We start from the raw sequence: 13,463 nt of genomic DNA on the forward strand, positions 1-13,463 counted from the left end.
TTTCGGTTAGTATTGATGAGCCGATAAAATCAGGATATAGGGAGCGAATCGCTCCCTTTTTTTAGACCTATGAAAACATATTTTATATCAGATCTGCACCTTTCTCCGTCACGAGAAGACATCACAGACTGCTTCTTAACCTTTATGAAGAAAGAAGCCGTAGAAGCGGATGCACTTTACGTATTAGGTGACCTTTTCGAATTCTGGATTGGTGACGATGATAAGAGTGAATTCGCGACTTCTATCCGCCAAGCGTTTATCGACTTAGTGAAAACAGGCGTGCCTTGTTACTTTACTCAAGGGAACCGCGACTTCTTAGTCGGCAAAAAATTTGCTAAGCAAACGGGCGTACAACTTCTCGACGAAGTTTCTACGATCGATATCTACGGGCAAAAAGCGGTAGTATTGCATGGAGATACCCTATGTACTGAAGATGTAAAGTACCTCGCCTTTCGCGAAAAAGTGCATCAGCCATGGTTACAATGGGTCTTCAACCGAATTCCATTTTTCATCAAGAAGAAAATTGTTTCAAAGGTTCAATCAGATATCAAAGATGACAAGCAGACCAAGTCTCTCGACATCATGGATGTGACACAGCAAGAAGTCGAAGATGTGATGGAACGAAACAATGTCGATCTGATGATCCACGGCCATACTCACCGCCCAGACATCCATACATTCAATGCTAACAATTGCACTAAAACCCGTATCGTACTTGGCGATTGGTATACGCAAGGCTCAGTGCTGGTGTTCACGCCGCAAAGTTTTGAACTACAGAATCGAGCGTTTAGCAATAGCTTTTAACATCACGCTTAAACTTTCACTTTGATTATTATTGTCGGTCAGACTTTCTTAGAAAGTGTATGGTAATTTCTAGTGAATTAGCTATTATCTCTCTACCAGAAATAAACCGAACACAGTACCAAGTTGAAATATTCATACGTAGCGCGTCAACCAATACTCGACACAGGCAAGAAAACCATAGGTTACGAGTTGCTATTCAGGGATGGTCCTAAGAACACTTTCCCTGAAGTAGAGCCGGAGCTCGCTACTAGCCGTTTGCTTTCCGATCACTTCTTATCGACCCACTATAATACGTTGGGTGATAAGCTTGGGTTCGTGAACTTCCCATATGCAAGCCTAATCAACTTAGTCCCTACTCTGTTCCCCAAAGAAAGCCTCGTTGTTGAGGTTCTTGAAGACTGCGAACCAACAGACGAATTACTTGAAGCAATCAAAACCATCTTTGACGCGGGTTATACCATTGCGCTAGACGACTTTGTGCCAAGTAAAGCTTGGAAGCGCTTCTTACCCTACGTTTCAATTATCAAGTTCGATATCCGTTTGACGCCAATTGCCAAAGCAGCGATGTTTATGAACTCTCTCAAAGGGCTAGATATCAAGTTCCTTGCTGAGAAAGTAGAAACGTACGAAGAATACCAAGAAGCGAAAAAAGCAGGCTTCACCTACTTTCAAGGTTATTTCTTTAGCAAGCCAGAGATGATCCAAACGCGTGCGCTCAACCCGGCATTCCTGACGACCGTTCAGCTGTTAAAAGAGATTGCGCACGACCCTATCGACTTTGGTGAAGTAGAGCGTTTGATTACGCTCGATGTGACCATGTCGTATAAGCTACTTACCTACGTAAACTCCGCTGGCGGTTCACCAACAACGATTCGTTCATTCCGCCAAGCGCTTATTTACCTTGGTGAACAGAAACTGCGTAAGTTCGTTTCACTGGTGGCTATCGCATCCGCGAAAGAAGATAAGCCGGACTCACTTTATGGCTTAGCGGTAATACGCGCACGTCAGTGTGAACTCTTGGTTGAGAAGATGAATGTTAAGGTTGAGCCTGGACAAGCCTTTTTGACCGGTATGTTCTCTCTGTTGGACTCACTCTTTGACCAACCATTGAAACAAGTACTCGATTCAGTGCCGATCGACATCGAGATCAAACAAGCCTTGATTCAACGTAAAGGCGTGTTAGGTGCTGTATTGGCAATGGTGGTTGCGTATGAGCAAGCTCGTTGGGAAGAAGCGACTCGTATTCGCCAGCTTCTCAAACTGAGTGAAGCTCAACTTGGTCAAGCTTATGACGAAGCGACGACTTGGGCTCAAGAGCTATTGTCTCCAGCCTTGAAATAGTAAACTTCGCGCTAACACTTTGATAATTTCAATAACTTCAACAGAAACTAAACTTTGGTGAGCGATCGTTTCTTGGTAAACTCCCACGCATTCACTTATGGCCTCTTAATAGAGGCCATTTTTACAGGATCTGACTATGTCTTTATGCCCATGCGGTAGCAAAAATACTTACCAACAGTGCTGTGAATCAGCGCACCTTCACCACAGTGCTGTTGAAACGCCTGAACAGTTGATGCGCTCTCGTTATTCAGCGCACGTGTTGGGTTTAGTTGACTATGTTGTTGCGACTTACCACCCTAGCTGCAACGCAGAAGCGCAAAGAGAAGGTATTGCCGAATCTATCAACAGTGATTGGGCAGGACTAGAAGTCATCGATACTGCGGTAGGCTCGCACCAAGACGAAGGCTTTGTTGAGTTTAAAGCTTACTTCAATGAAGAAGGCGCACAATACTGCATGCAAGAACGCTCTCGCTTTATACGTGAAGACGGTCTTTGGTACTACATTGATGGTACCTTCCCAGAGCAGGAACAAACTACACAACCAGAAATTGACCCACGCTTAAATCAAACCGTTGAGAGCTTTAAAATCGGCCGTAATGATCCGTGTATTTGTGGCAGTGGTAAGAAATACAAGAAGTGCTGCGGGTAACTCGTTCGACTAAGAAGTCAGATTAAGAGAAGAGATTCCTGATGTCGCTTAGGCTCCTCGGAATGACGCAAAGTCAGAGGTTAGAAAAGTGACGTAGGGCTTAGAAATCTTGAAAATTAAAAAACTAAAAAGCCCCGTAAACATGTTTGTTTGCGGGGCTTTTGTCTGTCTTTTACGCGGTTCTATTAATCTAAAGAGAGCTTACTTATGACGCTCTTTCAGCTTGTTTACCACATCATCCATCGATAAGCCTTGGTCTTGAAGAAGAACCATTAGGTGGTAAATCAAATCTGCTGATTCACACACTAACTCCGCCTTATCGCCCGACGTCGCCGCAAGCGCGACTTCAACGCCTTCTTCGCCCACTTTTTGCGAAATACGCTTGGTGCCACGGGCATATAGACTGGCAGTATAAGAAGATTCAGGATCGGCGTCCTTGCGGGCAGCCAATAGCTGCTCAAGCTGATGAAGCCACACCATCTGAGACTCTTCTTGCTTGTCTCCATCCCAACACGTTGTTGTACCTGTGTGGCACGTTGGACCAATGGGATTAACTTTAACCAGTAAGGTGTCGCTGTCACAGTCCAAGGCGATGTTTTGCAGTTGCAATACATTGCCCGACGTTTCACCTTTCGTCCAAAGACGCTCTTTTGTGCGAGAGAAAAACGTCACATTGCCAGTTTCACCCGTTTTCTCAAGTGCGGCTGGGTTCATGTATCCCATCATTAGCACTTGGCTTGACTGGTAATCTTGAACAATCGCTGGCACTAAGCCATCTACTTTTTCCCAGTTAATACGCTCTGACAATGCGCCTACTTCTGTTTTTGATAAGCTTACGGGTTCAAAACTCATAGTCGCACCTCTACATCTTGTTGTTTTAAATACTGTTTAAGTTCACCAATATTGATGACTTGTTTGTGGAATACCGAAGCCGCAAGTGCTCCATCCACGTTGGTCTTTTTATAAGCTTCAGCAAAGTGCTCCATTGCACCAGCGCCACCAGAGGCAATCAATGGCACATTACACACTTCACGCACCATGTTTAACTGATCGATATCATAGCCGTTACGAACGCCATCTTGGTTCATCATGTTTAACACAATCTCACCTGCGCCACGCTTCTGTACTTCCTGCACCCAATCTTTGGTTTCCCATTTGGTTGCTTTAGTACGCGCTTCATCGCCTGTAAATTGGTAAACCTGATATTTACCGGTTTCTTTGTCGAAGTATGAATCGATACCGACAACGATACACTGAACGCCAAACTTATCAGCAAGGTCAGTAATCAGCTGTGGATTAGCCAATGCCGGTGAGTTGATTGACACTTTATCCGCACCAAACTCAAGGATGCGCGCTGCATCTTCTGCTGATTTAATACCACCAGCGACACAGAAAGGGATATCGATCACTTCAGCTACGCGTTTCACCCAGCTTTTATCGACCACACGGCCATCACTTGATGCGGTGATGTCATAAAATACCAATTCATCGGCGCCCTCTTCTGCATAGCGTTGTGCTAGCGGAACGATGTCACCAATAATTTCGTGGTTACGGAACTGAACGCCCTTAACCACTTGTCCGTCACGGACATCCAAACAAGGGATTATTCGCTTTGCCAACATGCAAATGCCTCCTCTGCGGTAAACTTGCCATCAAGTAGCGCACGACCCACAATCACACCCGCAACACCGCTGCCTTTAAGCGCTTCGATATCAGCTAGGCTGCCAATGCCGCCCGATGATTGGAATTGCACTTGTGGGTACTGCTTACAAAGATCAACATAGAGCTCTACGTTTGATCCTTCTAGCGTGCCGTCACGTGAAATATCGGTACACAGCACGTGTTTAAGGCCAACCGTGAGGTAGTCTTCAATCAGCGCTTCAATAGTCACACCTGAATCTTCTTGCCAACCTGAAATCGCCACTTTACGTGTGCCGCTTTCATCAATGTTGATGTCTAGAGCCAGCACGATTTTTTCCGCGCCATACTTCTCCATCCAACCTTTCACCAACTCAGGTTGCTTAACGGCTGTAGAACCAACCACAACGCGCTGTGCGCCAGCTTCTAGCAGATCAACGACATCTTGTTCGTTACGCACGCCACCACCAATCTGGATGTTCGCAGGCGTGCTAGCAAGGAGCTTAGCAATCAAGTCTAACTGACGAGCCGTTGTGTCTTTTGCGCCCGTTAAGTCAACAAGGTGCAGCCAGCCAGCGCCAGCTTGGTGGTACAGATTAAACTGCTCTGCTGGGTCTACTTTGTATTCTGTTACTTGCCCGTAGTCTCCTTGGAATAAGCGAACTACTTGGCCTTCAATTAAATCTAACGCGGGAATAATCATTTACATTCCTTATATGGCAACGTTAGCCGCTGCCTAATCCTTATTACAATTCCAAGAAGTTCTGAATCAGCTTAGAGCCAGCTTTCGAAGATCGCTCTGGGTGGAACTGAACACCATAATAATTGCCACTTTGAACCGCCGCAGTGAACGGATTACCGTAATCACATTGTGCGATTGTGTAGTCGCCCACTGGCATTGCGAAGCTATGAACAAAGTAGAAGTATTCGCCTTCTTCAATGTCTTTAAATAGCGGGTGATTAGGCGTTGCTGTTACTGTGTTCCAACCCATGTGTGGTAATGGTAAGTCGCCCGTTTCAAGTAAACGAACTTCGCCATCACACAAACCTAGGCATTCAACTAACTCATCAGCCTTTTGACCTTTCTCTTGAGACAGTTTGCCTAACAGCTGCATACCTAAACAGATACCCAGCAGAGGCTTCTCAACTTGCTTGACAAGGGTAACAAGGTCACGCTCTTGCAGGTTCTTCATTGCCTCACTTGCTGTACCTACACCGGGTAGGAATAGCTTGTCGGCAGCAAGAACAACTTCTGGTTCTTTTGAAATTTCAACTGCGTAGCCCAGACGTTCAATCGCAAACTTCACCGATGAAACGTTGGCACAACCAGTATCAATAATAACGACTTTTTGCTCTTTCATACCGAACCCTTACAGAACGCCTTTGCTGCTTGGTAACTCGTTACCTTCAACTTTGATTGCTTGGCGAAGAGTACGGCCAAACGCTTTGAACAGGCTCTCAATGATGTGGTGATCATTATTGCCATCAGAAGAAAGGTGTAGCGTACAAGCCAATGTATCAGTTAGAGAACGGAAGAAGTGAACCACCATCTCGGTTGAAAGATCACCCACTTGCTCACGGCTGAACTTAGCATCGAACTTCAGGTATGGACGACCAGAAAGGTCTAACGCACACTGAGCCAAACACTCATCCATTGGTAGGCTGAAACCAAAACGGCCAATACCACGTTTGTCGCCTAGTGCATCTTTCAATGCTTGGCCTAAAGCAAGAGCGGTATCTTCGACTGTGTGGTGATCATCGATGTGCAGATCGCCTTTCACAGTCAGGTTCATTTGGAAACCACCGTGTGTCGCGATTTGATCAAGCATGTGGTCGAAGAAACCCATGCCGGTATCGATCTTGTTGCCACCGGTTTCATCAAGGTTTACTGCAACCTTGATATCTGTTTCTTTAGTGGTACGAACTACTTCAGCAATACGCGCATTAACCGTCAGATCTTTAACGATTTGTGGCCAGTTAAGCGTGCCTTCAGTTTCCGCATCCGGGCTATATTGAATACCGCGGATTGCCATGTTCTCTGCCAGTTGAAGATCCGTCATTCGGTCGCCAATCACAACAGAGTGTTGGAAATCGACTTTACCGCCTTGTAGGTACTCTTTAACCATACCCAGTTTAGGCTTACGGCAAGAGCAGTTGTCTTCGTCAAAGTGAGGGCAAATAAGCACGTCGTCAAACTTAACGCCTTGAGATTCGAAGAACTCCATCATCATATTGTGTGGTGCATCGAAATCTTCTTGTGGGTAGCTATCGGTACCTAAACCATCTTGGTTAGTCACCATCACTAGACGGTAACCAGCATCTTGCAAAGCAAGCAGGCTAGGAATTACTCGCGGTTCGAATTTTAGCTTGTCTAAACGGTCTACTTGAAAGTCAACTGGCGGCTCAACAATTAAGGTGCCGTCACGGTCTATAAAAAGTATTTTCTGTTGTTTACTCACTTGAACTTCCTTTTAATTTTAAATCTGGTGGCCTAGCTAAAATCAAACGCTAACCCAAAATATTGGTTTCACTTGCCAGCCCAATTAATCAACTCAAACTGGCAAATGTTATTACTGGTAAGCCTTTCATTACTGATAAAAGTTACGAATGAATCCAAGTGTCTTTTCGCACTCTTCGCGGTTACCAATACTAATACGAACACAGTCTTCAATAGGTGAATTACGCAAAATAATGCCCGTATCCCAAGCCGCTTTAAATAACTCATCGCCGTTCGGGAATTTCACCAGTAAGTAGTTACCCCAGCCATCAAAAACCGTCACTTGAGGCATACCTAATAGACCCGCCTGCAAATACGCTCGGTTAGCACTTAAATCCAGAACTTGGAACTTAGCTCGCGCGAGTCCTTGCTCTGAAAGTGCTTGAACGGCAATGTCAGCAACAGGGATTGGCACTGGATAAGGAGCAATCACTTTCAACAGTACATCGATAAGCTCTTTGTTCGCTAGCGTAAAGCCACAACGTAAGCCCGCCAAAGCAAAGGCCTTCGACAAGGTGCGCAGAATCGCTAGGTTTGGATATTGCTCAAGCAAATCAACGGTTGACGCTTCTGGACAAAAATCGATATACGCTTCATCCATCACCACAATCGCTTTGTCTTGTGTCATTTCAAGCAACTTGATGATGTCTTTGCGATCAACCAAATTACCGGTTGGGTTATTTGGGCTACAAACAAACACCACTTTTACGTTGTCGAGCTGAGCTTCGATAGCTGGAAGATCCAATTGCCATTCAGAAGTCAGAGGCACAACCTTACGCTCAACACCAATCGTCTCTGCACTGATTGCGTACATACCGTAAGTGGGTGGGCAGTAAAGAATAGCGTCTTCGTTCGGCTCACAGAAAGCACGAATCAGTAATTCAATACCTTCGTCAGCACCACGCGTTGTCAGAGTTTGCTCTGATTTCACGCCTGCGTATTGAGCGTAAGCATCAATCAGCTCTTTTGGCTGACATTCGCTGTAACGGTTAAGACGAGACAAGTTCAGGTTGTACTCGTTATCAAACGGAGATTCGTTGGCGTTTAGCCATACATCACCAGTACCGCCTATGCGTCTTGCAGACAAGTAAGGTGTTAGAGCCTGAACTTGTTTTCTTGCTAACTTTTCCATGCCCTACCCTTATTTCGATTTATTTAACTTTTCAACTCGGATAGTCACAGCGCGTTTGTGTGCATCCAAACCTTCGGCTTCCGCCATTGTTACTACTGTTGGCGCTAGGCCTTTCAACCCATCGGCTGTTAGCTCCTGCACCGTCATTCGCTTAGAGAAATCAGCCAAACCTAGGCTTGAATACGTCTTGGTATAACCGTAAGTCGGAAGAACGTGGTTTGTGCCGGATGCGTAGTCACCTGCAGATTCTGGAGACCAGTCACCAAGGAAAATTGAGCCTGCATTATCTAGCAATGGCAGCAATTCACGTGGGTTCTTGGTTTGAACGATCAAGTGCTCAGGACCGTAGAAATTCGAAATCGCAATCGCTTGAGTGATCGATTCAGCAATGATGATTAAGCTTGAAGCCAATGCTTGCTGAGCGATGTTCGCACGAGACAGTTCTTTCAGTTGCTTTTGAACCGCTTCTGTTACTTGGTCTGCAACCACTGGAGATGGAGTTACCAATACTACTTGAGAGTCAGGCCCGTGTTCCGCTTGGCTCAACAAATCCGCTGCAATGAAGTCTGCATCAGCCGTTTCATCAGCAATCACTAACACTTCAGATGGGCCAGCTGGCATATCAATAGCTGCTCCGCGGAAGTCATTACTCACTTGGCGCTTTGCTTCCGTAACGTAGGCATTACCTGGGCCGAAGATCTTATCGACTTTAGCCACACTCTCGGTACCGTAAGCCATTGCTGCAACCGCTTGACCACCACCAACGTTGTAAACTTCGTCGATCTTACAAAGCTTAGCGACATACAAGATTTCATCAGCGATTGGCGGAGGTGAACAAAGCACAACCTTACGACAACCTGCGATTTGAGCAGGAACACCTAACATAAGAACCGTTGACGGTAGTGGCGCACTGCCACCGGGAATATAAAGGCCAACAGTATTAATCGCGCGCGTCACTTGCTCACACACAACACCAGGCTGTGTCTCAACCTTAATTGGCTGCGGCTTTTGAGCTTCGTGAAACTTAGCAATGTTGCTATAAGCTTGCTCTAACGCTTGCTTCATCTCTGGTGTTAGACGAGCACACGCCTCTTCGATCTCACCCGAACTGACTCGGATAGATTCTGGAGTTACACCATCAAACTTTGCAGTCAGCTTTTTAAGCGCGGCATCGCCTTCATTTCGTACTTTTGCAATAACATCAGAAACAGTCGCTGTGATGTTTGCACCTTCAGTAATAGCTGGACGCTCTAATACCGAGTCTTGCTGTGATTCACTTAAAGATTGCCAAACAACGGTTCTCATCGTCACTACCCCATCATTTTTTCGATTGGTAATACTAGAATCGAGCTTGCACCCAACTCTTTCAGCTGTTCCATTGTTTCCCAGAACAAGTTCTCTGTACTTACTAGGTGCACGGCAACTTTGTCTTTGTCTGTAGATAGAGGAAGAACCGTTGGATCTTCAGCACCAGGCAGTAGTGCTTTGATTTGCTCTAGTTGAGAGGTTGGCGCGTGAAGCATGATGTACTTCGACTCTTTCGCTTGTTGAACACCCTGCATACGAGTCAGTAGTTTTTCAATCAGTGCGGTCTTGTCTGCGTCGAAGTCGCCAACACGTTGAATCAGTGTTGCTTTCGATTGGAAGATAGCTTCTGCTTCTTTTAGGCCGTTCGCTTCAAGCGTTGCACCTGTAGAAACTAAATCAGCGATAGCGTCTGCAAGGCCAGCGCGAGGCGCGACTTCAACCGAACCTGTTAGCATACAAGTGCTGAACTCAACACCCTGCTCGTCCATGTAGGCTTTAAGTAGTTGTGGGTAGGTTGTCGCAATACGTTTGCCCGCTAAGTCTTGTGGGCCGTTGTATTCTTCGTCTTTATTAATAGCGATTGAAAGGCGGCAACCACCGAAGTCTAAACGACGTAGTGTGCGGAACTCTGAAGGCTCTTTAAGAGCAACACGATCTAGACGAACTTCTTCTAGTTCATTTTCACCGATGAAACCAAGGTCAACTACACCATCCATGATAAGACCTGGGATGTCGTCATCACGAACGAGCAACAAGTCGATTGGCATATTTAGTGAGTGAACCACTAGGCGCTCACCCATGATATTAAATTTAACACCACATTTTTTAAGTAGGTCTTGGCACTCTTTACTTAAGCGACCTTTCTTTTGAATTGCGATTCTTAGGCGTTGTGTCTGCATTGCTGTATCCCTGTGCAAATATTTGAATTTATTGATTATTTAAAAGCGCTAAAACTAAAAAACCCTCGGGGACTTTATCATCCCGAGGGTTTAAATCTAAATTCTTTTGACTTAACCTCCGGGAGTAATCTTGCTCCCGGGTATACGTAAATCTCCCCGAAAGACTAGATAGGGTGATGATGGTGATGAATGTTCATTACTAATTTACGCATACTTATCAGCTCTTAGGTTGTTTGCTGTCTTGTCTCCACACTAACTAAGCTGACATCCTTTTTCAACCATTTATTCGAACTTTTTTCACGAAACTTAAAATTAAATTAACAGGCACAAAAAAGGGAGGCAAACGCCTCCCTGATAGTTTACTGATTAACTTTCAATTTTAGCTTTTGCACGTCGCCATTTTGCAGCGAGAGAAGTAAGCCAATGCAAAACATACAGCAACAAACGTTAGAGACGCTGCGCCAAATGCGATGCCAATTGAAGATGTCATACCTAGAGTGATGAAACCAATGCACGATACGAACGCTACAGACAACGCGTATGGAAGCTGAGTCGAGACGTGGTCGATGTGGTTACAACGAGCACCAGTAGAAGACAGAATCGTCGTATCTGAGATTGGAGAACAGTGGTCACCAAATACTGCACCCGCTAGAACCGCACTTAGCATTGGAAGAATCAGTGCGATATCCGATGCTGCAGCCATATCACCCGCGATTGGTAGCATGATACCGAACGTACCCCAAGATGTACCTGTAGAGAACGCCATAACGCCCGCTAGAAGGAACAACATAACCGGTAACCAGTGGTAATCAATGCTGCCTGTTACTAGAGACGATAGGTAAGAACCCGTTTTCATGTCGCCGATAACAGAACCGATAGTCCATGCAAACACAAGAATCAGAATCGCGCCAAACATAGAGCTAGCACCGATCCACATTGTTCTTGCGATATCAGTCATAGATAGCTTTTGCTTGAATACTGTCGCTAGTGCTACTAGTAAGCCAATAACACCACCGTAAACAAGAGACTTACCTACATCCGTGTTTTCGAATGCGCCTAGAAGGTTGAATGCTTGGCCATCAGCAGCCAGCGCTTGGCCGCCTGTGTAAAGCATTGCAGCCACTGTCGCTACAATTAGCGATACGATTGGCATAACAAGATCAGAAACTGAACCGTTTTCGCTCTCTTCGATATCTAACTCTTCGTTTAGATCGTGAGCTTGCTTTTGATCGTTGTCACCTTCAAAGCCACGGCCTTGAGATGCTTCGATCTCATGCTCACGCATCTTACCAACGTCTAGACCGAACCATGCTACTGCGAACACCATTAGTAGTGCGAATACAGCGTAGAAGTTCATTGGGATAAGACGAACGTAAGCACCCAGTGCAGAATACTCTGTCACACCGTGTGTCACTAAGATGCCACCAATGATCGTGATGATGTAAGCACCCCAGCTAGAAGCAGGCATGATCACACACATAGGAGCCGCAGTTGAATCTAGGATATAAGCAAGCTTAGCGCGAGATACATAGAAGCGGTCTGTTACAGGACGAGAGATAGCACCAACCGCTAGGCTGTTAAAGTAGTCATCAACAAAGATGAATACACCTAAGAAAGCAGCAAGTAGTTTTGAACCACGTTTACTCTTAACGCGAGACTGTGCCCACTCCGCGAATGCGCGAGTACCGCCAGACAGTGTTAATAATGCCGTTGTCATTCCAAGAATAATTAGGAATGCAATGATGCTCATGTTCCAAGTGTTGATGCCACCATCTTCGATGAAAACACCAGATGCTTTAGTAAACACGTAGCTAGCTGCGTTACCTACTGAGTAATCAGCAAGTAGAATCGCACCCATGATGATACCGACACCCAAAGAAACCAATACACGGCGGGTAACAATAGCAAGGCTCAAAGCCACAAGGGGCGGAAGCAAAGATAAAGGTGATGTTGCAAAATCTATTAAATTCATGATCTTCAAAAACCAGTTTTTTATTTGGCTAGAGATCTACTGCAGACAAACTTGATACGGCTGACCAAGCTCATGTTGAACTAAGCGAAAGGGAAGTGAACACTTCACCCAACCCTACAGTAGCGCTCCATAGTTTAAAATTAAGACTATGGCAGTGTTGTACCTATTGAGCACAACCCCAGCAAATTGCTTAGATATACAATTTACTTCGGCAATTACACCTTTCATTCCCGTTCATTGGCATCACCCCAACGGAAGTTACTTTTTATAATTGCACCTCTACGTGCGATAACATTATTAACCGTGTAAACCAGAGTTTAACAACAAATTAACCAACACCTCGCATCAGGTAGCCGCAATTGTACTCACCAAGAGCAACAATGCAACATATCATTCCGAGAAAAATAGCTTTTTGTTAATGAACTAATCAATAGAAGAATAGTCTACATAAGTTGACTACTCCACCTGTCACATATCATTTTTTAAGATATTCTTAATAATTATTATAAATTCAATAGAAATACTGCTCTGAATTTTCAACTATTCATCTCACTTTTATATTTAAATATGTAATAGAAGAAATACTATTTGTTTTATTCCTAGGCTCTGTTTATTATTAGGAAGATTATTTAGTTTACCTTGATGGAAAATATCATGTCTGAATTAACAAAAACTCTATTAAATATCCGCAGCCTTCGTGCGTTCTCACGTGAATTAACTCTTGAGCAACTTGAAGAAGCGCTAGACAAGCTGACTATTGTTGTACAAGAGCGTCAAGAGTCTGAAGCTGAAGAGCGTGCTGCTAAAGCAGAGCAAGAAGCTAAGCTTTCTGCTATTGCTGAACAAATTGCAAAAGATGGAATTGATGTTGCCGATCTTATTGCTGCACTTTCTGGTGAAGCAAAATCTAAAACAACAAAAGCTAAACGCGCTCCTCGCCCAGCGAAATACAAATACGTAGACGCAAACGGCGACGAGAAGACTTGGACAGGTCAAGGCCGTACGCCTTCAGCTATCCAAGAACAGCTAGATGCTGGTAAATCTCTAGAAGAGTTTGCTATCTAAACATTTAGTTTACTTAGTGAGTAATCAATTACACGCTAAGCGATAGAATTAATATTTAAGTCGACCAAAGTATTATTTACGACTTCAATATATTCAGAAACAAAAAAGGCTCCTTTCGGAGCCTTTTTTATATTTGTACTATCAGTATTAGAAACCAA

At 44.7% G+C, this 13,463-nt stretch carries 13 protein-coding genes, 1 riboswitch and 1 other annotated feature; of the genes, 4 read left to right on the forward strand and 9 right to left on the reverse strand.

The features are described 5' to 3' along the window. Nucleotides 1-69 precede the first annotated feature (69 nt). The 3 genes from lpxH to AB4133_RS02665 all read left to right on the forward strand — a co-directional run bounded on the left by lpxH (nucleotide 70) and on the right by AB4133_RS02665 (nucleotide 2,794). Nucleotides 70-804, forward strand: a complete 735-nt coding sequence (gene lpxH / locus AB4133_RS02655) for a UDP-2,3-diacylglucosamine diphosphatase (protein WP_017060274.1) — start codon at nucleotides 70-72, stop codon at nucleotides 802-804. Between the two features lie 123 nt (nucleotides 805-927). Continuing rightward, entirely contained in the window at nucleotides 928-2,145 is a 1,218-nt protein-coding gene (locus tag AB4133_RS02660; protein WP_029235542.1) for an EAL and HDOD domain-containing protein, read from the forward strand. 136 nt (nucleotides 2,146-2,281) lie between these two features. After that, nucleotides 2,282-2,794: a YchJ family protein gene (locus tag AB4133_RS02665; protein WP_017060272.1), complete on the forward strand. Its 513-nt coding sequence runs from the start codon at nucleotides 2,282-2,284 to the stop codon at nucleotides 2,792-2,794. Between the two features lie 201 nt (nucleotides 2,795-2,995). On the opposite strand, the gene hisIE is transcribed toward AB4133_RS02665, so the two are convergent. From hisIE to AB4133_RS02710, 9 genes are all read right to left on the reverse strand, one after another. After that, a complete protein-coding gene (hisIE, locus tag AB4133_RS02670; RefSeq protein ID WP_017060271.1) occupies nucleotides 2,996-3,646 on the reverse strand; it encodes a bifunctional phosphoribosyl-AMP cyclohydrolase/phosphoribosyl-ATP diphosphatase HisIE in 651 nt (216 codons plus the stop codon). Then, nucleotides 3,643-4,416 carry an imidazole glycerol phosphate synthase subunit HisF gene (gene hisF, locus AB4133_RS02675; protein WP_017060270.1) on the reverse strand — a complete coding sequence of 258 codons (774 nt, stop codon included), beginning with the start codon at nucleotides 4,414-4,416 and terminating at the stop codon, nucleotides 3,643-3,645. Before hisF ends, hisIE begins: the two co-directional genes overlap by 4 nt. After that, nucleotides 4,398-5,135, reverse strand: coding sequence for a 1-(5-phosphoribosyl)-5-[(5-phosphoribosylamino)methylideneamino]imidazole-4-carboxamide isomerase (hisA, locus tag AB4133_RS02680; RefSeq protein WP_012604374.1), 738 nt, complete (start codon nucleotides 5,133-5,135; stop codon nucleotides 4,398-4,400). Before hisA ends, hisF begins: the two co-directional genes overlap by 19 nt. Nucleotides 5,136-5,178: 43 nt before the next feature. Beyond that, on the reverse strand, nucleotides 5,179-5,793 hold the full coding sequence (hisH, locus tag AB4133_RS02685; RefSeq protein WP_017060268.1) for an imidazole glycerol phosphate synthase subunit HisH: 615 nt from the start codon (nucleotides 5,791-5,793) through the stop codon (nucleotides 5,179-5,181). Nucleotides 5,794-5,802: 9 nt separating this feature from the next. Continuing rightward, nucleotides 5,803-6,891 carry a bifunctional histidinol-phosphatase/imidazoleglycerol-phosphate dehydratase HisB gene (gene hisB, locus AB4133_RS02690; protein ID WP_017067390.1) on the reverse strand — a complete coding sequence of 363 codons (1,089 nt, stop codon included), beginning with the start codon at nucleotides 6,889-6,891 and terminating at the stop codon, nucleotides 5,803-5,805. A 129-nt stretch (nucleotides 6,892-7,020) separates the two neighbouring features. Further along, complete coding sequence (gene hisC, locus AB4133_RS02695) at nucleotides 7,021-8,061, reverse strand: histidinol-phosphate transaminase (RefSeq protein ID WP_017060266.1); 1,041 nt, start codon at nucleotides 8,059-8,061, stop codon at nucleotides 7,021-7,023. A gap of 9 nt (nucleotides 8,062-8,070) precedes the next feature. Next, a complete protein-coding gene (hisD, locus tag AB4133_RS02700) occupies nucleotides 8,071-9,372 on the reverse strand; it encodes a histidinol dehydrogenase (protein WP_372223907.1) in 1,302 nt (433 codons plus the stop codon). Further along, entirely contained in the window at nucleotides 9,372-10,268 is an 897-nt protein-coding gene (gene hisG / locus AB4133_RS02705; RefSeq protein ID WP_017060264.1) for an ATP phosphoribosyltransferase, read from the reverse strand. The genes hisD and hisG overlap by 1 nt, the downstream gene beginning before the upstream one ends. 53 nt (nucleotides 10,269-10,321) lie before the next feature. Continuing rightward, nucleotides 10,322-10,457: a sequence feature (His leader region), on the reverse strand. A 190-nt stretch (nucleotides 10,458-10,647) separates the two neighbouring features. Further along, nucleotides 10,648-12,240: a Na+/H+ antiporter NhaC family protein gene (locus AB4133_RS02710; RefSeq protein ID WP_017060263.1), complete on the reverse strand. Its 1,593-nt coding sequence runs from the start codon at nucleotides 12,238-12,240 to the stop codon at nucleotides 10,648-10,650. Between the two features lie 112 nt (nucleotides 12,241-12,352). Further along, a riboswitch (Lysine riboswitch) is annotated at nucleotides 12,353-12,530 on the reverse strand. A 364-nt stretch (nucleotides 12,531-12,894) separates the two neighbouring features. On the opposite strand from AB4133_RS02710, the gene AB4133_RS02715 reads away from it, so the two are divergent. Continuing rightward, nucleotides 12,895-13,305, forward strand: coding sequence for an H-NS family nucleoid-associated regulatory protein (locus AB4133_RS02715; RefSeq protein ID WP_017060262.1), 411 nt, complete (start codon nucleotides 12,895-12,897; stop codon nucleotides 13,303-13,305). The last annotated feature ends 158 nt before the right edge of the window (nucleotides 13,306-13,463 follow it).

This window comes from Vibrio sp. 10N.286.52.F8, assembly GCF_041468745.1.
Taxonomy (GTDB): domain Bacteria; phylum Pseudomonadota; class Gammaproteobacteria; order Enterobacterales; family Vibrionaceae; genus Vibrio; species Vibrio crassostreae_C.

Bases quoted from the DNA above. Each gene is read 5' to 3' on its own strand.
- lpxH (WP_017060274.1), top strand. From the start codon at position 70: ATGAAAACATATTTTATATCAGATCTGCACCTTTCTCCGTCACGAGAA.
- AB4133_RS02665 (WP_017060272.1), top strand. From the start codon at position 2,282: ATGTCTTTATGCCCATGCGGTAGCAAAAATACTTACCAACAGTGCTGT.
- hisIE (WP_017060271.1), bottom strand. From the start codon at position 3,646: ATGAGTTTTGAACCCGTAAGCTTATCAAAAACAGAAGTAGGCGCATTG.
- hisF (WP_017060270.1), bottom strand. From the start codon at position 4,416: ATGTTGGCAAAGCGAATAATCCCTTGTTTGGATGTCCGTGACGGACAA.
- hisA (WP_012604374.1), bottom strand. From the start codon at position 5,135: ATGATTATTCCCGCGTTAGATTTAATTGAAGGCCAAGTAGTTCGCTTA.
- hisH (WP_017060268.1), bottom strand. From the start codon at position 5,793: ATGAAAGAGCAAAAAGTCGTTATTATTGATACTGGTTGTGCCAACGTT.
- hisC (WP_017060266.1), bottom strand. From the start codon at position 8,061: ATGGAAAAGTTAGCAAGAAAACAAGTTCAGGCTCTAACACCTTACTTG.
- hisG (WP_017060264.1), bottom strand. From the start codon at position 10,268: ATGCAGACACAACGCCTAAGAATCGCAATTCAAAAGAAAGGTCGCTTA.
- AB4133_RS02710 (WP_017060263.1), bottom strand. From the start codon at position 12,240: ATGAATTTAATAGATTTTGCAACATCACCTTTATCTTTGCTTCCGCCC.
- AB4133_RS02715 (WP_017060262.1), top strand. From the start codon at position 12,895: ATGTCTGAATTAACAAAAACTCTATTAAATATCCGCAGCCTTCGTGCG.